Source organism: Streptomyces sp. NPDC058240, from assembly GCF_042882135.1.
Taxonomy (GTDB): domain Bacteria; phylum Actinomycetota; class Actinomycetes; order Streptomycetales; family Streptomycetaceae; genus Streptomyces.
Genome location: NZ_JBHVWT010000008.1, coordinates 175,655 through 199,302, shown reverse-complemented (window position 1 = coordinate 199,302; position 23,648 = coordinate 175,655). Strand labels below are relative to the sequence as shown.

Annotated in this window: 26 protein-coding genes; 10 read left to right on the top strand and 16 right to left on the bottom strand. The window is 71.2% G+C overall.

Annotation, left to right across the window (positions count from 1 at the left end):
* Window positions 1–130 precede the first annotated feature (130 nt).
* Window positions 131–406 carry a GlsB/YeaQ/YmgE family stress response membrane protein gene (locus tag ACFVX4_RS17215; RefSeq protein ID WP_389977484.1) on the bottom strand — a complete coding sequence of 92 codons (276 nt, stop codon included), beginning with the start codon at window positions 404–406 and terminating at the stop codon, window positions 131–133.
* A gap of 272 nt (window positions 407–678) precedes the next feature.
* Here ACFVX4_RS17215 and ACFVX4_RS17210 point away from each other — a divergent pair, with 272 nt between their 5' ends.
* Together ACFVX4_RS17210 and ACFVX4_RS17205 are read left to right on the top strand one after the other, a co-directional pair.
* Complete coding sequence (locus ACFVX4_RS17210) at window positions 679–1,044, top strand: DUF3099 domain-containing protein (protein ID WP_389977481.1); 366 nt, start codon at window positions 679–681, stop codon at window positions 1,042–1,044.
* Between the two features lie 256 nt (window positions 1,045–1,300).
* Window positions 1,301–1,549: a hypothetical protein gene (locus tag ACFVX4_RS17205; protein ID WP_266421154.1), complete on the top strand. Its 249-nt coding sequence runs from the start codon at window positions 1,301–1,303 to the stop codon at window positions 1,547–1,549.
* A gap of 13 nt (window positions 1,550–1,562) precedes the next feature.
* Here the strand turns inward: ACFVX4_RS17205 and moaA are convergent, their stop codons facing one another.
* The 3 genes from moaA to ACFVX4_RS17190 all read right to left on the bottom strand — a co-directional run bounded on the left by moaA (window position 1,563) and on the right by ACFVX4_RS17190 (window position 4,752).
* Window positions 1,563–2,552, bottom strand: a complete 990-nt coding sequence (gene moaA, locus ACFVX4_RS17200; RefSeq protein ID WP_389977478.1) for a GTP 3',8-cyclase MoaA — start codon at window positions 2,550–2,552, stop codon at window positions 1,563–1,565.
* Between the two features lie 194 nt (window positions 2,553–2,746).
* Window positions 2,747–4,387 (bottom strand): cation acetate symporter, encoded by a 1,641-nt coding sequence (locus tag ACFVX4_RS17195; protein ID WP_389977475.1) that lies wholly within the window; start codon window positions 4,385–4,387, stop codon window positions 2,747–2,749.
* Window positions 4,384–4,752, bottom strand: a complete 369-nt coding sequence (locus tag ACFVX4_RS17190) for a DUF485 domain-containing protein (protein WP_389977472.1) — start codon at window positions 4,750–4,752, stop codon at window positions 4,384–4,386. The genes ACFVX4_RS17195 and ACFVX4_RS17190 overlap by 4 nt, the downstream gene beginning before the upstream one ends.
* A gap of 290 nt (window positions 4,753–5,042) precedes the next feature.
* Here ACFVX4_RS17190 and ACFVX4_RS17185 point away from each other — a divergent pair, with 290 nt between their 5' ends.
* On the top strand, window positions 5,043–6,578 hold the full coding sequence (locus ACFVX4_RS17185; protein ID WP_389977469.1) for a S8 family serine peptidase: 1,536 nt from the start codon (window positions 5,043–5,045) through the stop codon (window positions 6,576–6,578).
* Between the two features lie 96 nt (window positions 6,579–6,674).
* A complete protein-coding gene (locus tag ACFVX4_RS17180) occupies window positions 6,675–8,081 on the top strand; it encodes a CoA transferase (RefSeq protein ID WP_389977596.1) in 1,407 nt (468 codons plus the stop codon).
* Here the strand turns inward: ACFVX4_RS17180 and ACFVX4_RS17175 are convergent.
* The 8 genes from ACFVX4_RS17175 to ACFVX4_RS17140 form a co-directional block, all read right to left on the bottom strand.
* A complete protein-coding gene (locus tag ACFVX4_RS17175; RefSeq protein WP_389977467.1) occupies window positions 8,071–9,114 on the bottom strand; it encodes a zinc-dependent alcohol dehydrogenase family protein in 1,044 nt (347 codons plus the stop codon). The two genes, ACFVX4_RS17180 and ACFVX4_RS17175, sit on opposite strands and share 11 nt — an antisense overlap.
* 23 nt (window positions 9,115–9,137) lie before the next feature.
* Window positions 9,138–9,827 carry a lysoplasmalogenase gene (locus ACFVX4_RS17170; protein WP_389977464.1) on the bottom strand — a complete coding sequence of 230 codons (690 nt, stop codon included), beginning with the start codon at window positions 9,825–9,827 and terminating at the stop codon, window positions 9,138–9,140.
* Window positions 9,824–10,702: a sterol desaturase family protein gene (locus ACFVX4_RS17165; RefSeq protein ID WP_389977461.1), complete on the bottom strand. Its 879-nt coding sequence runs from the start codon at window positions 10,700–10,702 to the stop codon at window positions 9,824–9,826. Before ACFVX4_RS17165 ends, ACFVX4_RS17170 begins: the two co-directional genes overlap by 4 nt.
* A gap of 324 nt (window positions 10,703–11,026) precedes the next feature.
* The gene (locus ACFVX4_RS17160; protein WP_389977458.1) at window positions 11,027–11,740 is read right to left on the bottom strand and encodes a VIT family protein; all 714 of its coding nucleotides are present in this window, start codon (window positions 11,738–11,740) and stop codon (window positions 11,027–11,029) included.
* A 25-nt stretch (window positions 11,741–11,765) separates the two neighbouring features.
* Entirely contained in the window at window positions 11,766–12,989 is a 1,224-nt protein-coding gene (locus tag ACFVX4_RS17155; protein WP_389977456.1) for an amidohydrolase family protein, read from the bottom strand.
* Window positions 12,990–13,000: 11 nt separating this feature from the next.
* Entirely contained in the window at window positions 13,001–14,278 is a 1,278-nt protein-coding gene (locus ACFVX4_RS17150) for an amidohydrolase family protein (RefSeq protein WP_389977453.1), read from the bottom strand.
* 10 nt (window positions 14,279–14,288) lie between these two features.
* Window positions 14,289–15,173: an SDR family NAD(P)-dependent oxidoreductase gene (locus ACFVX4_RS17145; protein WP_389977450.1), complete on the bottom strand. Its 885-nt coding sequence runs from the start codon at window positions 15,171–15,173 to the stop codon at window positions 14,289–14,291.
* The gene (locus ACFVX4_RS17140; protein WP_389977447.1) at window positions 15,170–15,970 is read right to left on the bottom strand and encodes an acetoacetate decarboxylase family protein; all 801 of its coding nucleotides are present in this window, start codon (window positions 15,968–15,970) and stop codon (window positions 15,170–15,172) included. The genes ACFVX4_RS17145 and ACFVX4_RS17140 overlap by 4 nt, the downstream gene beginning before the upstream one ends.
* A 142-nt stretch (window positions 15,971–16,112) precedes the next feature.
* Between ACFVX4_RS17140 and ACFVX4_RS17135 the strand changes: the two genes are divergently transcribed.
* The 6 genes from ACFVX4_RS17135 (at window position 16,113) to ACFVX4_RS17110 (ending at window position 21,737) form a co-directional block, all read left to right on the top strand.
* Window positions 16,113–16,787: a TetR/AcrR family transcriptional regulator gene (locus ACFVX4_RS17135; RefSeq protein ID WP_389977444.1), complete on the top strand. Its 675-nt coding sequence runs from the start codon at window positions 16,113–16,115 to the stop codon at window positions 16,785–16,787.
* A gap of 29 nt (window positions 16,788–16,816) precedes the next feature.
* Complete coding sequence (locus ACFVX4_RS17130; protein ID WP_389977441.1) at window positions 16,817–17,791, top strand: DEDDh family exonuclease; 975 nt, start codon at window positions 16,817–16,819, stop codon at window positions 17,789–17,791.
* A gap of 166 nt (window positions 17,792–17,957) precedes the next feature.
* Entirely contained in the window at window positions 17,958–18,191 is a 234-nt protein-coding gene (locus tag ACFVX4_RS17125) for a hypothetical protein (RefSeq protein ID WP_266421122.1), read from the top strand.
* A 71-nt stretch (window positions 18,192–18,262) separates the two neighbouring features.
* Window positions 18,263–19,078 carry an SURF1 family protein gene (locus ACFVX4_RS17120; RefSeq protein ID WP_389977438.1) on the top strand — a complete coding sequence of 272 codons (816 nt, stop codon included), beginning with the start codon at window positions 18,263–18,265 and terminating at the stop codon, window positions 19,076–19,078.
* A 98-nt stretch (window positions 19,079–19,176) separates the two neighbouring features.
* The gene (locus ACFVX4_RS17115; RefSeq protein WP_389977435.1) at window positions 19,177–20,976 is read left to right on the top strand and encodes a glycoside hydrolase family 15 protein; all 1,800 of its coding nucleotides are present in this window, start codon (window positions 19,177–19,179) and stop codon (window positions 20,974–20,976) included.
* A gap of 5 nt (window positions 20,977–20,981) precedes the next feature.
* A complete protein-coding gene (locus ACFVX4_RS17110; protein ID WP_389977433.1) occupies window positions 20,982–21,737 on the top strand; it encodes an SDR family oxidoreductase in 756 nt (251 codons plus the stop codon).
* A 49-nt stretch (window positions 21,738–21,786) separates the two neighbouring features.
* Here ACFVX4_RS17110 and amaP read toward each other — a convergent pair whose 3' ends face one another.
* From amaP to ACFVX4_RS17090, 4 genes are read right to left on the bottom strand one after another with little or no spacing between them, the layout of a single operon-like run.
* Window positions 21,787–22,365 (bottom strand): alkaline shock response membrane anchor protein AmaP, encoded by a 579-nt coding sequence (amaP, locus tag ACFVX4_RS17105; protein WP_389977593.1) that lies wholly within the window; start codon window positions 22,363–22,365, stop codon window positions 21,787–21,789.
* Between the two features lie 5 nt (window positions 22,366–22,370).
* Window positions 22,371–23,087 (bottom strand): DUF6286 domain-containing protein, encoded by a 717-nt coding sequence (locus ACFVX4_RS17100; RefSeq protein WP_389977430.1) that lies wholly within the window; start codon window positions 23,085–23,087, stop codon window positions 22,371–22,373.
* Window positions 23,084–23,446, bottom strand: a complete 363-nt coding sequence (locus tag ACFVX4_RS17095; RefSeq protein ID WP_389977427.1) for a hypothetical protein — start codon at window positions 23,444–23,446, stop codon at window positions 23,084–23,086. Before ACFVX4_RS17095 ends, ACFVX4_RS17100 begins: the two co-directional genes overlap by 4 nt.
* Window positions 23,443–23,634 (bottom strand): hypothetical protein, encoded by a 192-nt coding sequence (locus tag ACFVX4_RS17090; protein WP_389977424.1) that lies wholly within the window; start codon window positions 23,632–23,634, stop codon window positions 23,443–23,445. Before ACFVX4_RS17090 ends, ACFVX4_RS17095 begins: the two co-directional genes overlap by 4 nt.
* Window positions 23,635–23,648 lie beyond the last annotated feature (14 nt).

The window sequence follows — 23,648 nt, the reverse complement described above, 5'->3', positions numbered from 1 at the left end:
GGGTTTTTGTGCTCCGGGGAAAAAAACCCCCTCCCCCCCTCCAGTCCCCCCGCTCCCCCCCGCCCCCCCCCCCCCCGCCGCCAGCCCCCCCCCCCCTTTTCCCCCCCCCCAGTGCGTCGTGCCCGGTGGCTCAGGTCTTGTGCCTGGTACCGCGGAACGAGGCCCACAGCATGTCACCGACGCCGACGACCACCACCGCGCCGATCAGCTGGAGCAGATGGCGGATCCAGTCGATGCCCTTGGTGTCGTTGACACCGATCCAGGTGGCGACGGCGTTGCCGAGGACGCTGCCGATGATGCCGAAAATGATCGTCAGCCAGAGTGGGATGCTCTGTTTGCCGGGCAGGATCGCCTTCGCGATCAGACCGAGCACCAGACCCACGATGATTGCCCACAACCAGCCCATGTCGCCTCCTCGTGCGACGCGATGTCGCGCATGTGCGCCCAGTCTCGGCCCGCGGGCCGCGCACCGCATGCCGGAGGGGTCCGTACGTGCGGCGCGGGTACCGATATGTACGAACAAGGCGTGCCCCGGTCTCGAAGCCGTCGGGTACCGGGCGTACCGTGGATACGGTCCGGTCCGGGGAGCGTCCGGCGCGGGAATGAGGTGTCCCCCGGCCCGCCAGGGTCTTTCGAACGAGAGAACCGAGGCGCTGGGGGAAGGGTGATGGAGACGTGATGCGGAAGCAGAGCGGTGGCGAGGTCTTCCGGATCACGGGGGCCCGGCAGGGGCTCGCGGACGATGTGCGCGGCAGGCAGCGGCGCTATGTGATCTCGATGTCCGTACGGACGGTTTCGGTGGTCCTGGCCGCGGTGCTGTGGAACGTCGAGCGGTATGTCGCGATCGTGGCGCTCGCGCTCGGTGTGCTGCTCCCGTACGTGGCGGTGGTCATCGCCAACGCGGGCCGGGAGAACACCCCTTCGCTTCCTTCCACCTTCGCACCGGCACCGATGCGGCCGGTACTCGACGCGGCGCCAGCGGCCGGTGCCGCGGAATCCGGCCCGGAGGGTGACGGGGTCGGCCGCGGCGGGGAATCGGCCTGAGCCCGGTCGGGTGCGCATGGCACTCGATCCTCAAGAAAACCTCAGATCAATCATGAAGTTACGGTGCACCGCACCCCGGTCTGCGTGACATACTTCGTAAGCGCTCCGCATCCCCCGTCGGAGCGACGGACCGACGCCGGGCAGCTCCCCCCGTGGCTGCTCGGCGTCGTTTTTTCTCCGGCCGGGGATGCGGTCGGGCGTCGGCCTCGCGGGCCGGGCCAGGGGACCGCACCAGTGCTGACCTAGGGTTGAGTCCGTGAACTCCCCTGAATCCGCGGCCGAGAGCGCTGCCGCCGCACCCATCTGTTCCGCCAAGGGCTGCCGGGCCGACGCCGTATGGGTGCTCGCCTGGAACAACCCGAAGCTGCACACCCCGGAGCGTCGCAAGACCTGGCTGGCCTGCGAGGAACACCGGGAGCACCTCTCCTCGTTCCTCGACGTCAGGGGTTTCCTCAAGGATGTCGTGACGCTGGCGGAGTGGGAGTCCCGCGCCGACCGGGGTTAGGGCCGGACCGGCGTCAGCCGCCGATCGCCGACATGGGCCGGTCGGGCTGCAGGAAGGACGGGTCGTCCAGACCGGATCCGGCCTTCTTTCCCCACATCGCGAGGGTCCAGATCCGGGCGATCTCCTCGTCCGGCGCGTCCGAGCGCAGGGCGCCGCGCAGATCGGTCTCCTCGCGGGCGAAGAGGCAGGTGCGCACCTGGCCGTCGGCGGTGAGCCTGGTCCGGTCGCAGGCCCGGCAGAAGGGGCGGGTGACGGAGGCGATGACGCCGACCCGGTGGGGGCCGCCGTCGACGATCCAGCGCTCGGCCGGGGCGGAGCCGCGCTCCCCGTCGCCCTCCTCGGTGAGGGTGAAGCGGGTGCGCAGCGACCGGAGGATGTCGCCTGCCGTGATCATGCCGTCGCGCTTCCAGCCGTGCTGGGCGTCGAGCGGCATCTGCTCGATGAAGCGGAGCTCGTACCCCTGCTCGACGGCCCAGGCGAGCAGCTCGGGGGCCTCGTCGTCGTTGAGCCCCGGCATCAGGACGGTGTTGACCTTGACCGGGGTGAGCCCGGCGTCGCGGGCGGCTTCGAGGCCGGCCAGCACGTCGTGGTGGCGGTCGCGGCGGGTGAGGGTCTTGAAGACGTCGGGGCGCAGGGTGTCCAGCGAGACGTTGACCCGGTCAAGCCCTGCGACCTCGAGTGCGGCGGCGGTGCGCTTGAGACCGATGCCGTTGGTGGTGAGCGACATCCTGGGGCGGGGGGCGAGGGCCGCGCAGCGCTCGACGATGGAGACGAGCCCGGGGCGCAGCAGCGGCTCGCCGCCGGTGAAGCGGACCTCGGTGATGCCGAGCCGGGTGACGGCGATACGGATCAGCCGGACGATCTCGTCGTCACTGAGCAGGTCGGGCTTGGCCAGCCATTGCAGGCCCTCTTCCGGCATGCAGTACGTACACCGCAGATTGCACCGGTCGGTCAGCGAGACGCGCAGGTCGGTGGCCACCCGGTCGTACGTGTCGATGAGCATGTGGACCCCCTCCCCCAATTGCTTCCCGGGTGCCGAGTCCGCTCTTCCGGCCGGCTCTTCCGGCTGACTCCTCCGAGACTACGCGAGAGCGGTGACAACGGCGGGGCCCGTTTGACACGAGGAGCGGCGTGGCCGTGTCGTAGGACTCTACGACACGGCCACGGAGCGGGAGGGCCGCCCGGGACGGCGCCCGGTCAGTGCGCTCCGACACCGGTGAGGGACTTGACCTCCAGCTCGGCGTACTTGCCCTTGTCCGGCTTCTCCTTCGAGAGGAGGGAGCCGATCCAGCCGAGCAGGAAGCCCAGCGGGATGGAGATCAGGCCGGGGTTCTCCAGCGGGAACCAGGCGAAGTCGACGCCCTTGAACATCGATGTCTTCGGGTTGCCGGAGACGACGGGCGAGAACAGCACCAGGAGCACCGAGCCGGCCAGGCCGCCGTAGATCGACCACAGCGCGCCCTGGGTGGTGAACCGCTTCCAGAACAGGCTGTAGAGGATGGTCGGCAGGTTGGCGGAGGCGGCGACGGCGAACGCGAGCGCCACCAGTCCGGCGACGTTCATGTCACGGGCGAAGGCGCCCAGGACGATCGCGACCGCGCCGATGAGGACGGTGGCCCAGCGGGCGGCCCGCATCTCCTCCTTCTCGGTGGCCTTCCCCCTGCGGATGACATTGGCGTAGATGTCGTGCGCGAAGGAGGACGAGGAGGCGAGGGTGAGTCCCGCGACGACGGCGAGGATGGTGGCGAAGGCGACGGCCGAGATCACCGCGAGCAGCACGGCGCCGCCGGTGGAGCCGACGCCGCCGAGGTATTCGGCGAGCTGCGGGGCGGCCGCGTTGCCGGCCGGGTTCTTCGCCTTGATCTCGTCGGGACCGATGAGGGCCGCGGCACCGAAGCCGAGGGCGATCGTCATCAGGTAGAAGGCGCCGATGATGCCGATGGCCCAGTTGACGGACTTACGGGCGGCCTTGGCGGTCGGCACCGTGTAGAAGCGGATCAGGATGTGCGGCAGGCCGGCGGTGCCGAGGACCAGGGCGATGCCGAGGGAGAGGAAGTCCAGCTTCGAGGTGCCGGTGGCGCCGTACTTGAGGCCGGGCTCCAGGAACGCCGCTCCGTGGCCGCTCTTCGAGGCGGCCGTGCCCAGCAGGTCGGAGATGTTGAAGTCGAACTTCAGCAGCACCAGGAAGGTCATCAGGAGGGCACCGGCGATGAGCAGTACGGCCTTGACCATCTGCACCCAGGTGGTGCCCTTCATCCCGCCGATGGTGACGTACACGATCATGAGTACGCCGACGAGGGCGACGATGAGGATCTTGCCCGCGTCGCTGGTGATGCCGAGGAGCAGCGAGACCAGGACGCCCGCGCCCGCCATCTGGGCCAGCAGGTAGAAGATCGAGACGACGATGGTGGAGACGCCGGAGGCGGTACGGACCGGGCGCTGGCGCATCCGGTAGGCGAGGACGTCGCCCATCGTGTAGCGGCCCGAGTTGCGCAGTGGTTCGGCGACCAGTAGCAGGGCGACGAGCCAGGCGACGAGGAAGCCGATGGAGTACAGGAAGCCGTCGTAGCCGAAGAGGGCGATGGCGCCGGCGATACCGAGGAACGACGCGGCGGACATGTAGTCGCCGGAGACCGCGAGTCCGTTCTGGAAGGCGGTGAACTGGCGGCCGCCCGCGTAGAAGTCGGAGGCGCTCCGGGTCTGCCGTCCGGCCCAGACGGTGATGCCCAGGGTCGCGGCGACGAACACGGCGAAGAGCGTGATGATCAGCGGCCGGTGCTCGGTGGTCGAGGAGGCGGCCAGCTGGACGGCGGGGTGCGAGTGGTACGCGGCGCTCATGCGTCGGCCTCCATACGGGACTTGATGGCCTCGGCCTTCGGGTCGAGCTTCGCGGCCGCGTGCCGGGAGTAGAGCCAGGCGATGAGGAAGGTGGTGACGAACTGGGCGAGGCCGAAGACGAAGGCCACGTTGATGTTGCTGTACACCTTGGCGCCCATGAAGCCGCCCGCGTAGTTGGACAGCAGCACGTAGAGCAGGTACCAGAGGACGAACGCGATGGTCAGCGGGAAGGCGAACGAGCGGTACGAGCGGCGCAGTTCGCCGAACTCCTCGCTCTCCTGCATCGCGATGAACGCCTCGGTCGTGGGCGGGGCAGGGCGGGTGTCCGTACTGGCCTCGGGCGGCGGCGGTGCATCGGTAGCCACGGAATCTCCTCGCGACGCGGGTGCGGTGGTGTCGGTGACGGCGGATCTCACCGGGAAGGTCCGGTATCGGGGGTGTCGGTGCACCTCCCCCGACAACGGCACGGAGGGCGCGGCGAAGCGGTTCACCGCGGCTCCGTACTTCTCCCGCGCGCCGTTTCGCGCCCGTCCGGCCGAACCCGGCCCTCCGAACTCATTGATGAGCGGGGATGATCAGCGATAACTTCACTGGTCATGTACGCGACCGGACACGCCCGTGTCCGGTCGACCGGCACGGATGATGTGGAGACCCCATGGCTCATCTGGGATCCAGACGGACGCGCGCACTCACGTTGCCCGTCGGATTGGCACTCACGGCCTCGCTCGGCTTCCTGCCGACGGGTGCCGCCTCTGCCGCACCCATGGACGCGCAGCCCACGGCTGCGGTGTCGACGGACGGCCCGAAGCTCTCGTACGTGGTCAACACGCGGGGCGGTCACGGGACCGTCAAGCAGGTGAAGAAGGCGATAGCCGAGGCCGGTGGCACGGTGGTGGTCGCCTACGAGCAGATCGGCGTCATCGTCGTCCACTCGCAGAACCCGGACTTCGCGAAGACGGTCCGCCGGGTCAAGGGGGTCGATTCGGCAGGGGCCACCCGCACCAGCCCCATCGTTCCGCAGGCCACCACGGACATCGGGGTCGAGCAGCCGCTCACCGCCGTGCAGGCCAAGGTCGCGGCGGCGGAGGCGACGGCGGGCCAGGACCCGATGGAGCCCCTGCAGTGGGACCTGCCCGCGATCAAGGCGGACCAGGCGCACAAGAAGACGCTGGGCAGCCGCACGGTCACGGTCGCGGTCATCGACACGGGCGTCGACGACACCCATCCGGACCTGGCGCCGAACTTCGACCGCGGGGCGTCGGCGAGCTGTGCTTCCGGGGCGCCGGACACGACGGACGGTGCCTGGCGGCCGAAGACCGGCGAGAGCAACCACGGCACGCATGTCGCGGGGACCATCGCCGCCGCGAAGAACGGCATCGGGGTGACGGGCGTCGCGCCGGGCGTCAAGGTCGCCGGGATCAAGGTGGCGAACCCGGACGGGTTCTTCTACACCGAGTCGATCGTCTGCGGCTTCGTCTGGGCCGCCGAGCACGGTGCCGATGTCACCAACAACAGCTACTTCACCGACCCGTGGATGTTCAACTGCAAGAACGACCCCGACCAGGGCGCCCTGGTCGAGGCCGTCACGCGTGCCACGCGGTACGCGGAGCGCAAGGGCACGGTCAACATCGCCTCGTCCGGCAACAGCAGCTTCGACCTCGCCTCCGACGCGATCGAGGACACGCAGAGCCCGAACGACAGCACGGCCGTCACCCGGACGATCAACCCGCGCGAGTGCCTGGACATCCCGGTGCAGCTGCCAGGCGTCGTGACGGTCTCGGCGACCGGCGCCAAGGGCCTGAAGGCCTCGTACTCGAACTACGGCAACGGCGTCATCGACGTGGCGGCCCCGGGCGGCGACTCCACGGCCTACCAGACGCCCGCCCCGCCGGCCACCAGCGGTCTGATCCTGTCCACGCTGCCGGGCGGCGCATACGGCTACAAGGCCGGTACGTCGATGGCCTCCCCGCATGTCGCGGGTGTCGCGGCCCTGATCAAGTCGACGCACCCGCACGCCTCGGCGGCCGCGGTGAAGGCGCTGCTGCTCGCGGAGGCCGACGCCACCGCGTGCGGTGCCCCGTACGACATCGACGGTGACGGCAAGATCGACGCCGTCTGCGAGGGCGGCAAGAACCGCAACGGCTTCTACGGTGCCGGTGTGGTGAACGCGCTGAACGCGGTCCGCTGGTAGCGGGAACGCCTCGCGGCGGGAGGGGCCGGAGTCTTCGGGCGGCCCCTCCCGCCTGGTGGCACTCAGTGCCATAGTGTGGGGATGACCGACGCACGAATGTCCGGAACCGAGCAGGCATGGGCGGCGCTCGGCGGTGATCCCGCACTTCTCGCGCACCTCGGGACGGACGGTCCCGACGGACTGCTCCCCGCCCGGCTGCCCGTCCTGGAACTGGCCCGTTCCGCCGTCGCGGTCTGCTCGCTGGCCGCCGCCGAACTCGCCGCGCGCCGCACCGGGCGTCCCATGCCGCGGGTCCGGATCGACGAGGGCGCGGTGGCCACGGCGTTCACCAGCGAGCGCCATCTGCGGATCGACGGACGCGCACCGACCAACTTCGCCCCGCTGTCCCGGTTCTGGCGCGCCGCGGACGGCTGGGTCCGTACGCACGCCAACTACCCGCACCACCGGGCCCGGTTGCTCGCCACGCTGGGGCTGCCCGCGGACACCCCGGACGACATCGCCGTGGACACCGCCGCCGCCTCGTTCGCCGGGCGCCGGGGCGACGAGATCGAGCGGACGGTGTACGCGGCGGGCGGCCTGGCCGTGGCCGCCCGTACGCCCGAGGAGTGGGCGGCCGATCCGCGGGGCGCCGCGGTCGCGGGCACGCCGCTGGTGGCCCGGGACCGCATCGACGGCGCACCGGTGCGCCGGACCGCGCCGCTCACCGGTGAACCGCTGCTGCCCGCCGCCGGGTTGCGGGTCCTGGACCTCACCCGGGTGATCGCGGGGCCGGTCGCCACCCGTACGCTCGCGCTGCTCGGCGCGGACGTCCTGAGGATCGACGCCCCGCAGCTCCCGGAGAGCCCGGACGCGCACAGCGACACCGGTTTCGGGAAGCGGTCGGTGGACCTGGATCTCTCCAGTCGCTCCGGTGCGGCCGCCTTCGACGGGCTGCTGGCCGACGCGGACGTGGTCGTCATCGGCTACCGGCCCGGTGCGGTCGAGCGGTTCGGGCTGACGCCCCGGTCCCTGGCCGCGCGCAGGCCGGGGCTGGTGATCGGACGGCTCTCGGCCTGGGGGCACGGCCCGTGGGCCGGGCAGCGCGGCTTCGACAGCCTGGTCCAGGTGGCCACCGGCATCGCGTCGGTCGAGGCCGACGCCGGGCCCGGCGGGCGGCCCGGTGCGCTGCCCGCCCAGGCGCTCGACCACGGCACCGGCTATCTGCTGGCCGCCGCCGTGCTGCGGGCGCTGACCGAGCAGCACGACGAGGGCGGCTCCCGGCTGGCGACGCTCTCGCTGGCCCGTACCGCCGCCTGGCTGCTCGACGAGCTGCCCGCCCGGCAGGAACCCGGCGCGGCGGCCGGAGGTTCGTACGACCCGGAGAAGTGGCTCACGGAGACGGACAGCCCGCTGGGCCGGCTGCGGCACGCGGTGCCACCGGTCGCCTTCGACGGTTCGCCCGCCGACTGGTCGCGCCCGCCCGGCCCGCTGGGGGCGGACGCGGCCGCCTGGCTCACGGCTTGATGAGCACCTTCAGCGCGGTGCGCTCGTCCATCGCCCGGTAACCGGCGGGGACGTCGTCGAGGCCCACGGTCAGGTCGAAGACGGGCGACGGGTCGATCGTGCCGGCCAGGATGTCGGGGAGCAGTTCCGGGATGTAGGTGCGCACGGGGGCGACGCCGCCGCGCAGGGCGATGTTCCGGTCGAACATGACGCCGAGGTCCAGTCCGGTGCCGCTGCCGTGCGGCACGCCGACGTAGCCGATGGAGCCGCCGTCGCGGGTGATCCCGACGGCGGTGCGCATCGACTGCTCGGTGCCGACGGCCTCGATCACGGCGTGCGCGCCCTCGCCGCCGAGCAGTTCCCGTACGGCTTCGACGGCCGCCTCGCCGCGCTCGGCGACGACGTCCGTGGCGCCGAAGGTGCGGGCGATGTCCGTGCGCGCCCGGTGCCGGCCGAGCGCGATGATCCGCTCGGCGCCGAGCCGCTTGGCGGCCATGACGCCGCACAGCCCGACCGCTCCGTCACCGACGACCGCGACGGTGGAACCGGGCTGCACGCCCGCGCCGACGGCGGCGTGGTGTCCGGTGCCGAGCACGTCGGACAGGGCGAGGAGCGCGGTGAGCAGGTGGTCGTCGCTGGCCGCGGCGGCGGGAAGCTTGATCAGCGTGCCGTCGGCGAACGGGACGCGCACGGCCTCGCCCTGCCCGCCGTCGGAGCCGACCGAGCCCCAGAAGCCGCCCTGCGGGCAGGAGGTCGTCAGGCCCTCGGTGCAGTAGGCGCAGGTGCCGTCGGACCAGACGAAGGGGGCGACGACGAGGTCGCCCACGGCGAAGCCGGCCACCTCGGAACCCGCCTCCTCGACGATCCCGAGGAACTCGTGCCCGATGCGCTGACCGGGCTCGCGGGCGGATTCCCCGCGGTACGCCCACAGGTCGCTGCCGCAGATGCAGGCCCGCAGGACCCGCAGCACCACATCGGTGGGCTGCTGCACGGACGGGTCGGGCACCTCCTGCACGCGTATGTCGTGGGGGGCGTGGATGACGGTGGCGCGCATGCGTGGGGGGTTCCTTGCCGGTCTCAGCTGCTGGTACTCCGTTCACGGTACGCCCCGGGGACGGCACCGGCCCATTTCGGCCCCGGTGCGAGGACCCCGGCGGTCAGCAGGAACTGCGCCGCGATGTAGGTGAGCATGACCCAGAAGTCGGGCGCGGGCAGCTGCGGCCAGTCCGCGATGCCGGTGGCGATCAGCGCGTCGGAGAGCAGGAAGAGCGCCCCGCCGGTGGCCGCGTACCGGCCGAGAGTGCCCGCGCGGTACGCCATCGCCGTGAGCAGCAGGCTGTAGCCGGCCATCGGGATCCGCATCTCAGCGGGCAGTCCGGGCCAGAGCAGTGCGATGAAGCCGGCCAGGACGGCGGCGTACGCGATCCCGGCGGGCAGTGAGCCGCGGGCCCGTCCGAAGTGCCACAGGTAGCAGACGTGCCCCGCGGCGAAGGAGCCCATCCCGATGAGGAAGGCGGCATCGGCGTCGGGCAGCAGGAGCGTGTCGCCGCCCCAGCCGAACAGCAGCGCCGCGACGAGCAGCCGGGGGCCGCGCCGGGCGGCGGCGTACCCGGCCAGCAGCGGCATCAGCAGCGGCTTGGCGACGAGGTGGGCGACCGGGATGTCGGCGAGCACGCCGACGAGATCGACGGCCGAGGCCACGAGGAAGGCGATGAACAACGGGCGTACGAGACGCTCCCGCCGGTCCGGGGCGGCGTCGGCGCTCATCGGGTGCGCTCCGCGGCGGGGGCGGCCGCACGGGCGGCCGTTCCGGTCGGCTGCCAGCCGGGCCCGCGGAAGATCCGCCCGGCCCGCTCGCTCCAGTTGTCCGCCGCCCGCACGTCACGGGCGATGGCGGCGTACTCGTGGGTGGCGACCCGGAGCGGGTTGAAGGTGCCGATGTTCTTGGTGAGACCGAACACGGGCCGCTCGGTCTCGGCGGTGAAGGACCCGAAGAGCCGGTCCCAGAGGATGAGGATGCCGCCGAAGTTCCGGTCCAGGTAGCCGCCCTGCGACGCGTGGTGCACCCGGTGGTGGGAGGGCGTGTTGAGTACGTACTCGAAGGGCCTGGGGAGCTTGTCGACGCGTTCGGTGTGCACCCAGAACTGGTAGACGAGGTTCGCCGACGAGCAGAAGGCGAGCGCGGCCGGATGGACCCCGCACGCGATCATCGGCAGGTAGAACGGCCAGACGGTCAGCGACGTCCAGGGCTGGCGCAGCGCGGTGGAGAGGTTGAACTTCCGGCTGGAGTGGTGGACCACGTGGCAGGCCCAGAGGATCCGGATGACGTGGTGCCCGCGGTGGGACCAGTAGTAGAAGAAGTCCTGCGCGAGCAGCATCAGCGGGACGGTCCACCACAGCACGGGGACGCGGAGCGGGGTCAGTTCGTAGACCGCGGTGTAGATCGCGACGATGGGCACTTTCCACAGCAGGTCGAAGACCAGGCTGCCCAGCCCCATGCTGATGCTGGTGACGGTGTCCTTCGTCTCGTATCCGGCGGCGTCCTCGTCGGGGTGGAAGTGGTGGAGGGCCATTTCCAGAACAGTGAGCAGGACGAAGGCCGGTATGGACCAGAGCACTACATCGGGCAGGTTCGGCGGCATGCGAGCACCGTAGAGCCGCAGGTCGGCCGGGGACTAGACGTTGTTACCAACAAGTATGCGAGACACGGTGTCAGCAGTCTTTGGTGACTTCTGCCAACACGGGCGTCGTACGATCCCTGCGCCGGGGATTCCACGGTGAGGGAACTACCGTGCAGGGACCGGAAGTTGCGCTGGCCCGACTGGCGACGACGGTGATCGGCACGGTGACCACCTGCCCCCCCTGGCCGGTCTCGACGGGCTCACGATCACCCTCGGCAGCGAGACAAGGGCCACCGGCACCGACCTCTTCCCGCCCGAGCGGATCGTACGGAGAGGCTAGAACGCTCAGACCCCCACCGCCCCCAGCAACTCCCCCGCCCCGTAGGTGACCGCCATCGCCAACGCTCCCCCGCCCATGTTCCGCAGCACCGCGGGCCCCGCCGCCGCCTCGCCCAGCCGTGCGCTCCACCAGCCGGTGAGTGCGAGCGCCGCCAGTACCGACAGCACGGTCACCAGGAGCCGCAGCGACGACGGCGGAAGCACGATCGCCAGCAGCGGCAGCAGCGCGCCCACCGTGAACGCCAGGAAGCTCGCGCCCGCCGCGTGCCACGGGTTCGTCAGCTCGTCCGGGTCGATGCCCAGCTCGACCTCGGCGTGGGCGCGCAGCGCATCGCGTTCGGTGAGCTGGAGGGCGGCCTCGCGGGCGACGTCCCGGCTCAGCCCCTTGCCTTCCAACAGGCCGGTCAGCTCGGCGAGCTCCGCCTCCGGGGCCTCCGTCAGCTCCCGTTTCTCCGTCGCGAGGGCGGCCCGCTCCGAATCGCGCTGGGTGGAGACCGAGACGTACTCGCCCGCGGCCATCGACATGGAGCCGGCCAGCAGCCCGGCCAGGCCCGCCGTGAGCAGGGCACCGCGGTCGCCGGTGGCGCCTGCCACGCCGACGACCAGGCCCGCGGTGGAGACCACACCGTCGTTGGCGCCGAGGACCGCGGCACGCAGCCAGTTCAGCCGTGCGCCGAGGCCGTTGCCGTGCGGTTCGTCGTGCGTCCGGATATCCGTCACCCGGGGATGGTCTCACCCCACGCGGTCACCAGACGCGTACCGACCCACCCGATGCGAAGGCGGGGCTGGTCGCGTCGGGCGGGACCTCCTTCAGCGGCTCGGCGATCTCCTCGACCGTCGGGCCGACCTCGGCCGCGATGCGGTCGAGCGCCGCCAGGTCGAAGCCGTAGACGCGGGCCGCGTTGCCGCCGGTCATCGCCGCGATCTCCTCGGGCGGCAGGCCCGCGTACGCGATCCGCAGGCCCTCCCGTGAGTACGGGGCAGTGCCCTCGTCGTGCGGGTAGTCGCTGCCCCACATGATCTTGTCGAGGCCGATCCGGTCGCGCAACGGCACCTCATGGGGCCGCATGAAGCTGGCGCCCACGTAGCAGTTGTCGCGCCAGACCTCACTTGGGCTCGCGCCCATCGAAGCGGCGAGCCCCGCACCGAACTTGGACTCGGCCGTCCAGGCCTTCGTCCCCGCCGCGAGCAGTCGGCTGTGGTAGTAGTCCAGCATCTCGACAACCCCCGGAATCCAGCCCGAGCCTTGTTCCGTGAGGACGAGCTTCAAGCCCGGATGGCGGCGGAAGGCCCCGCCGAAGATCAAGTGCCAGAGCGCCCGGTGCGAGAACCAAGTCGTCTCCACCATGAATACCGCGCGGGCCGCTGGTTCGTTGCCCAGCGGCGGGGATGCGGAGCCACCATGGTGGTTCACCGGTACATCCATCTCGTCGCATACCGTCCAGATCGGATCGTACGCCTGGGAATACAGCTCAGGAATGCCGGAGCCGGGCGGTGCGCCGGGCAGCAGGATGCCGCCGGTCAGGCCCGCAGCCTTGATGCGGCGGATCTCGCGCACCGCCTCGTCGATGTCGTTGAGCAAGATCTGTGCGACGCCCGCCCGCCGGCCCGGCGCCTGCGCGCAGAAATCTATGAGCCAGCGATTGTGCGCGCGCAGGCCGGCCCAGCGCTGCTCGTGCTCCACCTTCGACGGTGCAGGGGCTATCAGCGACGCGGCGGGGAAGAAGGGCGGGATGGTATTCGGAAACACCACTTCCGCCACAACACCATCCGACTCCAACTCGGCGAGGCGGCGCTCCGAGTTCCAGTTGCGGTCGGCGGTGTCGGCGACCAGGTCCTCGTACGGATTGACATAGCCAGCCGCCCAGGCGTCGAAGTCGTCGTGGTACTTCTTCTCCAGGTACGGCTTGTAGTCGAGGAGGTCGGCGCCAGCGTGGCAGTCGGCCGAGATGACCGTGTAGCGGTCCATGTGCCGGTCCATCACCGAACCCCCAGGACCGGGAAGTCGTGGTCGGTCAGCCAGTGCCGGCCCACTTCGCGCGACCTGGCCCAGGACGCCTCGACCGCCGTCTGGTCGGCGCTCTGGCCGAGGCCCTCGGGTGTGGGGCCGATGCGCTCCGCGATCGGGGCGAGCTTCGCCGTGTCGAAGCCGAAGACCTCGGCTGCGGCGAGGCCCAGCATGCGGCGGGTCTCGGCGACGGGGATGTCGTGGAAGGTGTTGCGCAGCCACTGGGCGGTGTTCGGCCAGGTGCCTTCGGGGTGCGGGAAGTCGCTGCCCCACAGGATGTTGTCGACGCCGATCTCGTACCGCTGGGCGAGCTCGCGGCGTTTGGTGTTGGTGGCGCAGATGAAGACCTGGCGGTCGAGGTACTCGTGCGGGGGCCGCTTCAGTTCGGCGAACGGGGAGAGTTTCTTACCGCCGTGGGCGCCGAGGTAGAGCCGGTCCATGAACCAGAGGAGGTTCGGCAGCCACCAGCAGCCGGACTCGGCGACGCCGAACCTCAGCCCGGGGTGACGTTCGAAGGCGCCCGACCAGAGCAGGAACCAGAGCGGGCGGGACGGCCACCAGGTGACCTCGGAGACGTAGATCCCGAGATGGTCGCCGTACTCGTGACGCGGGGCCGCCCCTGAGTGCGTGACCACCGGCATCGCCGTCTCGGCGGCGGCCGCCCACACGGGGTCGTAACGGCGGTCGTGGTACGGGGCCTTGTCCACCCACATGGAGGGGATCATGAGCGCACCGAGGCCGGACTCCTTGGCCCGGTGGATCTCCGCGACGACCCGGTCGACCTCGCCGGTGACGGGCAACAGGGCGACCCCGCAGTGGCGTTCGGGGTTCTGCGAGACGAAGTCGGCGAGCCAGCGGTTGTGGGCCTGCGCGCCCGCCATGCCCAGTTCGGGGTCCTGATCGCCGGAGAGCCCGAGGCCCACGCCGAACGGGGCGGCGGTCCGGCTGTCGACGGCGTCCGCGTCGGGGAAGACGACCTCGGCCGCCACCCCGTCGCCGTCCAGTTCCTTCAGGCGCCGGGCGGCGTCCCAACCTCCCTTCAGGCCTTCCTCGTTGTCGTGGAACCACTTGTCGGCGAAGGCCTCGTTGCGTACACCGAGACGGGTCATCTCCTCGCGGCGGCGGTCGCGCCCGGCGAGGAAGTTGTCGAAGTCCCGGTGGAAGCGGGGGTCGAGATAGGGCCGGTACTCCTCGGTGGGCAGCCCGGCGTGGCAGTCGGAGGAGATGATCAGGTACGGGTCGTCGGTCATCGCTCGCTCCTCAGTCGAGTATGAAACTCTCCAGGTACGACGGGTTGGCCCGGTCGAGCATCGACTGCGACCTGGCGCGGATCTGCCGGTCGCTGTGCTCGCTGTCCGGCAGCATCCAGAAACGGTCGGCGCGTATCCCGTCCACGACGGTCCCCGCGACGTCCTCCACCGGGGTGAACTCCACCTCGTGGCCCGCCGCCCGCATGGCGGACTCCCACTGGTCGAGGCTGCGGTACGGAGTCCTGCGCGGGCGCTCCTTGGCGTACCGCTCCGGCCGGTTGCGGTGCGACTCCCACAGTCCGGTACGGAGCATGTGCGGGCCGGGGAAGAGCACCGAGGCACCGACCGGCGCGCCCTCCGCCTTCAGATGTGCGTACAGCGACTCGGTCATCGTGACGACTGCGGACTTGGTGACCGCGTACACGGAGGCGGTCGGCAGCGGGGCGATCCCGCCGTCGCCGGACGAGGTGTTGACGACATGGCCGGGGCCGCCACCCGCGATCATGCGCGGCACGAACGCCTGGATGCCGTGGAAGACACCCCACACGTTGACCGCGAACGCCCACTTCCAGTCGTTCGGCTCGTGCTCCCACATCCGGCCCTCGGCCCCGGAGCCGACACCGGCGTTGTTGCAGAGAACATGCACAGCACCGAAGGTGTCGTACGCGGCTTCGGCCAGGGCCTGTACGGATTCCCGCTCGCCGACGTCGACGACCCGGGCCAGCACCTGCGCACCGTCCTGGCGCAATTCGCCCGCCGCCTTGTCGAGCGCGCCCTCCTCCACATCGGCGAGGACGACCCTCAGCCCCTCGGCAGCGAACCTGCGTGCCATCGCGAGGCCGATGCCGCTCGCGGCGCCGGTGACGACGGCGACCTGGCCCTCTTCCAGTCTCATCGGACGCTCCCTTCCGGCGGGCCGTCGTGGATCTGCTGCGGGTCGTCGTAACGCTGGTGGATGTACGGCAGCAGGGCCTCGGCGCTCACCCGCTCCACGGCCCTGCCCTGCTGGTCGCTGGTCTTTTCGCCGATGGTGAGGTCGACCAGCCGTCGTACGGGGAGATCGGCGACCGGGTCGTACATCGACTCGCGCAGCACCACATCGCCCGAGATGCGTTCCAGTCTGCGGACCTTCTCGTGCCGGGTGCAGTGGATCAGGACGGGGTCGGAGTCGAAGCCCTCGCCGTCCACCGCGGGCAGGAACTTGAAGTAGAAGTCGCGCTTGGCCGTCGGTCGGGGCAGCGGTAGCGATCCGCTGACCGCGCCGCGCACCTCGACGAACGCGATGCCGTGCCGGACGAGCGCGGCCCGGACGACGAGGCCGTCGCGTTCGACGGTCACCTCGCCGAGCTTCTTCGGTTCGCCGAACACCTCACGGCCGCCTATCAGCGCCCGTTCATGGGTCATCGGCATGACGAGCGGATACCAGCCCTCGTGGCCGTCGTGGACGGCGGCGACGGCGACGGAGCCCGCACCGAGCGGGTAGCCGGGGAGTTCGACCGTACTGATGTTGGCCCGGACGAGCGGGCGCTGTGCGGGTTTGAGGGGCGGCGGGAGGACGGCCGCCACCGCGTCGGGGTCGCTCTCCCAGAGGGCCACCACACCGGTGGACCAGATGTCGGGGAGTGTGGAGCGGGCCGCGCGGGCCGCCGCGATCTCGGCCTCGGTGCGCGCGCCGTACCGTACGCGTGCCATGCCGTACCACCCTTCTCGGTCGTCCGTGAATCGGTTCTCCGTGTCTCGGTTCTCCGTGCCGGGTTCTGTAACACAGTTACACCGACGCGGATGAAGGGTAAATAGGCATGCACGTAACGGAGTTCGAGAATCAAGGAGCACTGTGGCGCGATCGTCGCTGACCCGCGAAGAGGTCCTGGACACGGCCGCCGCCCTGGTGAAGCGGCACGGTCCGCAGGCCCTCACCATGCGCGCTCTCGCCGCGGAACTGGGCACCGCGGTGACGTCGATCTACTGGCACGTCGGCAATCGTGAATCGCTGCTGGACGCCCTCGTGGAGCGCACCGTGCAGGAGATGGGCACCCTCCGTCCGGTCGGCCGGACCCCGGCGGCCCGCATCGTCTCCGTCGCCCGCGGCCTGCGCCGCCAACTGCGGGCCAGGCCGCATCTGATCGCGATGGTCCACGAACGAGGGCTCACCGAGCGGATGTTCCTCCCCGCACAACAGGCCCTCGTCCACGAGGTGCACGCCGCGGGGCTGCGCGGGGCGCGGGCGGCGGCAGCGGTGCGGGCGGTGCAGTTCCAGACCGTCGGCTTCCTGCTCGTCGAACGCAACCGGGAGCGGTCCCCCGTCCAGTCGCCCGGCGAGGGCGACCTGTGGACCGCGTCCACCGCGGACGACGACCCGGCACTGGCCCGCGCACTGGCCCGGCCCGCCGACCCGGACCGGCTGTTCGCGGATTCCGTACGGGCCCTGGTGGAAGGACTGCTGGCAGGCCGCCCGCAACAAGGGGCGCGCCGCGGAACCGGTGCACAGGAGCGGGAGGCGGCCGAATAGGAGACTGTCGGTCGCGGCCCGTATTCTCTGTGACCATGCTCGACGACCGCCAGACCGCAGCACCGTGGCCGACCGCCTACCCGCAGGGGTACGCGGTCGTCGACGTGGAGACCACCGGACTCGCACGGGACGACCGGATAGTGTCCGCTGCCGTCTACCGCCTGGACGCACAGGGCAATGTCGAGGACCACTGGTACACCCTCGTCAACCCCGAACGCGATCCCGGCCCGGTCTGGATCCACGGGCTGACCACTGATGTCCTCGAAGGCGCCCCGCTCTTCCCGGAGGTCGCCGTCCAGCTCTCCGAGCGGCTCGCGGACCGCGTCCTCGTCGCGCACAACGCGGCTTTCGACTGGTCGATGCTGGCCCGGGAGTACGCACGGGCCTCGGTCGTCGCCCCCGTCGAACAGCGGCTGTGCACCATCGCGCTCTCCAAGGAACTGCGGCTGCCGCTGCCCAACCACAAGCTGGAGTCGCTGGCCGCGCACTTCGGCGTCGTGCAGCAGCGTGCCCACCATGCCCTGGACGACGCCCGGGTGCTGGCCGAGGCGTTCCGGCCGAGTCTGCACGCGGCTGCGCGGGGTGGGGTGCGGCTGCCGCTGCTGGAGTGCCGGCCGCTGACCGAGTGGTCGGACTCCCCCGTCACACCGCGGATCGGCTACCAGCCCTCGTACGGTCAGAACAGCTGGCGCGCCTCGCGCAAGCGCCCGGCGTGCCCGTATCCGAACCCCGGGCGGTACGAGAAGGACAAACCCCTCGTGCAGGGCATGCGGGTGGCCTTCTCCGGGGACACCTCCGTCGACCGCGAACTGCTGGAGGACCGGGCCATGGAAGCCGGGCTGCATGTGGCGACCAGCGTGTCCCGGCTGACCAGTCTCCTGGTCACCAACGACCCGGACGCGGCGACGTCGAAGACGGTCAAGGCCAAGTCGTTCGGCACACCGATCCTGGACGAGAGCGCCTTCACCCATCTGCTGCGCGACGTGGCACCCGCGTCGGCCTAGGGCGGACGACGCTACTTCTAAAACACGCCCTGGGGTTTTCCGTTCGGATCGGGCCTGATCCGAACGGAAAACCCCAAAGTACCCGCGCCGTCATCGGAGTGAACCGGCGGCGACTCGCCCGCCCGCCGCTCGCCCGCCGCCGCCCCCGCGTCCCACCCTGTGGCGCATGGCACGTTGCGAGGTTTGCGGAAACGACTACGGCATGTCCTTCGAGGTGCACGCGCAGGGCGCGATGCACGTCTTCGACTGCTTCTCCTGCGCCATTCACCGCATGGCGCCCATCTGCGAGCACTGCCGGGTCCAGATCATCGGCCAGGGCGTCGAGGTCGACGGGCACTGGTTCTGCGGCGGTCACTGCGCCCGCGCCGAGGGGAAGGTGGGCATCATCGACAAAGTCTGAGCAGCGGCCGCCGCGCTCCTTCCCCCACCCCCTGCGCGATGCACCCCACGGCACAGTTGTACCGTCGTGGGGTGTACCGCTTCCTGTTGACCCGGCAGTGGCTGATCCTCGCCCTCCTCGCCCTCGTCCTGATTCCCACGATGGTCGAGCTGGGCTTCTGGCAGCTGCACCGGCATGAGCACAAGGTCGCGCAGAACTCCCTGATCTCCCGCAACCTCAAGGCGAAGCCGGTTCCGGTCTCCTCGCTCACCGCTCCGGGGCACACGGTCCCGCGCTCCGACTACTGGCGGACGGTGACGGCCACGGGTACGTACGACACCACGCATCAGGTGGTCGTACGCCGCAGGACCTCCACCGACGGCCGGATCGGCGTCCATGTGCTGATCCCGTTCGACCTCAAGGGCGGCGGCACGGTCCTGGTCAACCGCGGCTGGGTGCCCTCCGCCGACAGCCAGCGCGCCTTCCCCGATGTGCCGGCCGTGCCCGGCGGTGAAGTGACCGTCACCGGACGGCTCAAGGCCGACGAGACGACGAGCGCCAGCGGCATCAAGGACATCCCGGACCTGCCGGACCGCCAGGTGATGCTGATCAACAGCGCCCAGGAGGCCAAGCGGCTCTCCCGGCCGGTGCTCGGTGGCTACATCGAGCAGACCGCGCCCGAGTCCGCAGGTGGCTCCCCGGAACTGATCGAGGCCCCGGACGACAGCTCGATCGGCCCGCACATGGCGTACGCCGTGCAGTGGTGGCTCTTCGCCGCCGGTGTCCCGGTCGGGTTCGTGGTCCTGGCCCGCCGGGAGAAGCGCGACCGGGTGGAGGCCGCGGCCAAGGACGCCGCCGGGGCGCAGCAGCCCTCCGAACCGGAGAAGCCGGAACCCGCCACGGCGTGACGCCGTGTCCGCCGGATGCGGGCCGGGGCGTTCCGGCCGGGTGACCCCCGCCGTCCGGGTTTGCTTAACGAGGCCCAGGTTCGGGAACACGCCAGAACGTGACTCCACGCATCGAGGACTACGCCCTCATCGGCGATCTCCAGACAGCCGCCCTGGTCGGCAGAAACGGTTCTGTCGACTGGCTGTGTCTGCCCCGCTTCGACTCGGGCGCCTGCTTCGCCGCCCTGCTCGGCGACGAGGACAACGGCCACTGGCGGATCGCCCCGAAGGGGGCGGAGACCTGCACCCGGCGCGGCTACGCGGGTGAGTCCCTCGTCCTGGAGACCTTCTGGGAGACCCGCACCGGCACGGTCAAGGTCGTCGACTTCATGCCGCAGCGCGACCGGGAACCCGACGTCATGCGGATCATCGAGGGCATCAGCGGCACGGTCGAGATGAGCTCCGTGATCCGGCTGCGCTTCGACTTCGGCTCGGTCGTGCCGTGGGTGCGCCGCTCGCAGGGGCACCGGGTGGCGGTCGCAGGGCCGGACTCGGCCTGGCTGCGCAGCGAGCCGCCGGTCAAGACCTGGGGCCAGCAGTTCTCCACCTGCTCGTCCTTCACCGTCTCCGCGGGCGAGAAGGTGGCGTTCGTACTGACCTGGCACCCCTCGCACTCGCCCCGCCCCGAGCTCGTCGACCCCCACCAGGCCCTGGAGAACACCCTGTCCGACTGGGCCGAGTGGTCCTCGCGGTGCAAGTACCGGGGCCCCTACCGGGAAGCGGTGATCCGCTCGCTGATCACGCTGAAGGCGCTGACCTTCGGCCCGACCGGCGGCATCGTGGCAGCGCCCACCACCTCGCTGCCGGAGGAGATCGGGGGCGTACGGAACTGGGACTACCGCTTCTGCTGGCTGCGGGACTCCACGCTGACCCTCGGCGCCCTCATCTCGGCCGGCTACCTGGAGGAGGCCGCCGCCTGGCGGGACTGGCTGCTGCGGGCGGTCGCCGGCGACCCGGCCGACCTGCAGATCATGTACGGCCTCGCGGGCGAACGCAGACTGCCCGAGGCGGAGCTGCCGTGGCTGCGCGGATACGAGAGCTCCGCCCCGGTCCGGATCGGCAACGCCGCGGTCCGCCAGCGTCAGCTCGATGTGTACGGGGAGGTCATCGACTCCTTGCGGCTCGCGCGCGAGGCGGGTCTGGACGACAAGCCGCACGCCTGGAATCTGCAGCTCAGCCTGCTCGGCTTCCTGGAGTCCACCTGGCGCGAGCCGGACGAGGGGCTGTGGGAGATCCGCGGCCAGCGCCGCCACTTCGTGCACTCCAAGGTGATGGCCTGGGTCGCCGCCGACCGTGCCGTACGCACCCTGGAGAACAACCCCGCGCTGACCGGCGACCCCGACCGGTGGCGGGCGATGCGGGAGGCCGTGCACCGGGAGGTGTGCGAGAAGGGCTACGACCCGGAACGGAACACCTTCACGCAGTCCTACGGCTCCCGGAACCTGGACGCCGCGACGCTGCTGATCGCCCGGACGGGCTTCCTGCCGCCGGACGATCCCCGGCTGATCGGAACGGTCGACGCGGTCCGGGCCGAACTCGGCAGCGGCTGCCTGGTCCGCCGCTACAGCACGGACGGCTCCTCGATCGACGGGCTGCCCGGCAGCGAGGGCGCCTTTCTGGCGTGCTCGTTCTGGCTGGCCGACGCCCTGCTCCTGACCGGGCGCGCCGAAGAGGCCAGAGATCTCTTCGAGCGGCTCCTGGAGCTCCGTAACGATGTGGGGCTGCTCGCCGAGGAGTACGACACCGCCGGATGCCGTCAGCTGGGCAACTTCCCGCAGGCGTTCAGCCACATCGGCCTCGTGGGCACCGCCATGGCACTGGCCGGGGAGGACACGCTGGAGCCCGACGCGGCAGGATAGGGGCCATGGATCTTGGACTGAAGGACCGTGTGTACATCGTCACCGGAGCGACCCGGGGGCTGGGCAACGCCACGGCGCGGGCGCTCGCCGACGACGGCGCGAGGGTGATCGTCACCGGCCGGGACGGGAAGCGTGCCGAGGTCGCCGCCGCCGAGCTGGGGCCGGACGCGGTCGGCCTCGCCGCCGACAACGCCGACCCCATGTCCGCACAGCGCCTGGTGGACGCGGCGCACGAGCGGTTCGGGCGGCTCGACGGCATTCTCATCAGCGTCGGCGGACCGGCTCCCGGTTTCCTGGCCGACAACACCGACGAGCAGTGGCAGTCGGCCTTCGAGTCGGTGTTCCTTGGCGCGGTACGTCTCGCCAGGGCCGCGGCGGCCGTGCTCGGCGAGGGCGGTGTCATCGGCTTCGTGCTCTCCGGCTCCGTGTACGAGCCGATCGCCGGGCTGACCATCTCCAACGGTCTGCGTCCCGGCCTGGCCGGTTTCGCCAAGTCCCTGGCCGACGAGCTCGGTCCCCGCGGCATCCGGGTGGTGGGCGTGCTGCCGGCCCGGATCGACACGGACCGGGTGCGTGAACTGGACGCCCTCTCGGGCGACGCGGAGGCCTCCCGGGCGGCCAACGAGGCACGGATCCCGCTGCGGCGCTACGGCACGCCGGAGGAGTTCGGCCGGACCGCGGCGTTCCTGCTCTCGCCCGCGGCGTCGTATCTGACGGGCATCATGGTGCCGGTCGACGGCGGTTCCCGGCACGGTTTCTGAACCGGGGCCCGTCCCCCGGTCGCCGGCCGGCTCGTCCGGCGACCGGCTGTCAGCTCACCCGCTCCGCGCGGTGCTTGACCGCCCTCAGCCGTACCTCGGCCGGCAGCTCGGCCAGCCCCGCCGAATCCCGCGCATGGGCCAGCGCCTCGTCGGTGAGGCGGCCGAGCGCCTCGTCCGGCGCCGCGTGCGGCTCCATCAGCAGGCGGATCCGGGCATGCGGCGAGCTGCGCCGGCCGGTCAGCGCGACCTGGGCGCGGGCCACCCCGTCCAGCGTCCCCGCCTCGTCGGCGAGCACCCCTTCCAGGGCCCGGCCCCGCAGCAGCGCCCCCTCGCCGTCGCCGCTGTCCACCAGCACCTCGGCGAGACGGGCGCGACGCAGCTGGGCCAGCAGCCACCACAGGGCGAGGACGACCACGACGGCGAGAACGGCGATGACCGTCGGCCACCACCAGCCCTGGTCGTGCCAGCGGTCCCGGTCGGCCTCACTGATGAGCACATCGCGCTTGCCGTACCAGGGCCACCAGGACGGTACGGAGAGGCCGAGACCGGCGGCGAGCACCGCGCCGCCGCCGCAGATCAGTACCAGCCCGGCCAGGCCGAGCAGTACCCGGTTGACGGTCCTGAGCAACGGGCTCACCCCTTCTTCGCGGGCCGGCGGACATGCACGGACAGGCTCGGCGGCCTGGCCAGCCCCAGTTCCCTGATGCCGGTCCCGAGCACGGTGTCCAGATCGGCCCGTACGTCGTCGAGTTCACGGAAGTGCGACACGGCACGCACCACCGCCCTGCTCCGCCCCATCCGGACCCGTACCGACTGCACCCCGGACACCTCGACGGCCCGGTCGCGCAGGACCAGTGCGGCCGCGGACCGGTCGAGGGCGGCCCGTACGCCGGGACGGTCGCGGCGCATGGGCAGCAGGTCGCGGAGCCCGGGGGTGACGGCGAGCACGAACAGCCACAGGCCGATCGCCACGGCGACCGCCGCGGCGCCGAGCAACCAGACACTCTCCAGCGGGCGCCGGGCGAGCTCGTCGGCCAGCACTCTGCGCCACCGCATCGCGGGGCGGTCGGCCCGCACCGCCGCCACGTCGTAGAGCAGCAGGCCACTGCTGCCGAGGACCACGAGCGCGAGGACCGCGGCGGGGACGCGGCGCGCGGACCAGAAGCGGCCCGCCCTGCCGCCGCCCTCCCCCTGTGCGGGCACCGGGTCGTACGCGGCGGACGAGGCGGACTGGTCGAGTTGGAGCACATCCCCCGTCTCTGCGAGCTCATCCCCCTTCCCGGCCTCTTCGACCGGGCCGGTGGTGGGCAGTCGTCGCGTAGGGTGCTCGGGTTCATGGGGCTCGGTCATCGGATCCTCCCCTGTGCCGCGATGCTCGCTCCCGTCGGATGCAGGCGCTCGACCTGTACGGCCACCTCGGGCACTTCCATCCCCGCCAACGCCTTTACCCGCTCGGCGACATGCCGACGCACCCCGCCGCACTGGCGGCCGATGTCGGAGGGGTATCCGAGCTCCAGGCTCACCCGGATCCGGGCGGTGTCCCGGTGCACCGTGACCGTGGCATGCGGTGCGGCGCCCTCCTCCGGCGGCTCGTCGATCGCCTCCTTCGCCGCCTGTGCGGCGATCTTCGCGACCACCCGGTCGGCGATCCGGGTCTCCCCGCGCTCACCTGCGGCGATCCGGCCGCTCGCCCCCGACAACGCCGTCACCGCCGTCGGTCGCCGCGCTCGCGACTCCGGAAGAAGTCGCCGGGTTCCAGGTCGCCCTCCAGGAGGCGGCCGACGACGAAGCCGACCGCTCCCAGGGCCGCCACCAGCAGGAAGGCCCCGAAACCGCCGAAGTACCCGGCGAATCCGAGTGCCATGCCGGCCACCATGCCGACCACAGCCATGCTCATCGTGCGCTCCTCAA

Excerpts from the sequence above, each read along its gene's own strand:
- ACFVX4_RS17145 (WP_389977450.1), bottom strand. The coding sequence starts at position 15,173 with ATGAGACTGGAAGAGGGCCAGGTCGCCGTCGTCACCGGCGCCGCGAGC.
- ACFVX4_RS17180 (WP_389977596.1), top strand. The coding sequence starts at position 6,675 with ATGTCCGGAACCGAGCAGGCATGGGCGGCGCTCGGCGGTGATCCCGCA.
- ACFVX4_RS17185 (WP_389977469.1), top strand. The coding sequence starts at position 5,043 with ATGGCTCATCTGGGATCCAGACGGACGCGCGCACTCACGTTGCCCGTC.
- ACFVX4_RS17210 (WP_389977481.1), top strand. The coding sequence starts at position 679 with ATGCGGAAGCAGAGCGGTGGCGAGGTCTTCCGGATCACGGGGGCCCGG.
- ACFVX4_RS17195 (WP_389977475.1), bottom strand. The coding sequence starts at position 4,387 with ATGAGCGCCGCGTACCACTCGCACCCCGCCGTCCAGCTGGCCGCCTCC.
- ACFVX4_RS17175 (WP_389977467.1), bottom strand. The coding sequence starts at position 9,114 with ATGCGCGCCACCGTCATCCACGCCCCCCACGACATACGCGTGCAGGAG.
- ACFVX4_RS17110 (WP_389977433.1), top strand. The coding sequence starts at position 20,982 with ATGGATCTTGGACTGAAGGACCGTGTGTACATCGTCACCGGAGCGACC.
- ACFVX4_RS17090 (WP_389977424.1), bottom strand. The coding sequence starts at position 23,634 with ATGAGCATGGCTGTGGTCGGCATGGTGGCCGGCATGGCACTCGGATTC.
- ACFVX4_RS17100 (WP_389977430.1), bottom strand. The coding sequence starts at position 23,087 with ATGACCGAGCCCCATGAACCCGAGCACCCTACGCGACGACTGCCCACC.
- ACFVX4_RS17140 (WP_389977447.1), bottom strand. The coding sequence starts at position 15,970 with ATGGCACGCGTACGGTACGGCGCGCGCACCGAGGCCGAGATCGCGGCG.
- ACFVX4_RS17150 (WP_389977453.1), bottom strand. The coding sequence starts at position 14,278 with ATGACCGACGACCCGTACCTGATCATCTCCTCCGACTGCCACGCCGGG.
- ACFVX4_RS17170 (WP_389977464.1), bottom strand. The coding sequence starts at position 9,827 with ATGAGCGCCGACGCCGCCCCGGACCGGCGGGAGCGTCTCGTACGCCCG.
- ACFVX4_RS17125 (WP_266421122.1), top strand. The coding sequence starts at position 17,958 with ATGGCACGTTGCGAGGTTTGCGGAAACGACTACGGCATGTCCTTCGAG.
- ACFVX4_RS17215 (WP_389977484.1), bottom strand. The coding sequence starts at position 406 with ATGGGCTGGTTGTGGGCAATCATCGTGGGTCTGGTGCTCGGTCTGATC.
- moaA (WP_389977478.1), bottom strand. The coding sequence starts at position 2,552 with ATGCTCATCGACACGTACGACCGGGTGGCCACCGACCTGCGCGTCTCG.
- ACFVX4_RS17165 (WP_389977461.1), bottom strand. The coding sequence starts at position 10,702 with ATGCCGCCGAACCTGCCCGATGTAGTGCTCTGGTCCATACCGGCCTTC.
- ACFVX4_RS17155 (WP_389977456.1), bottom strand. The coding sequence starts at position 12,989 with ATGGACCGCTACACGGTCATCTCGGCCGACTGCCACGCTGGCGCCGAC.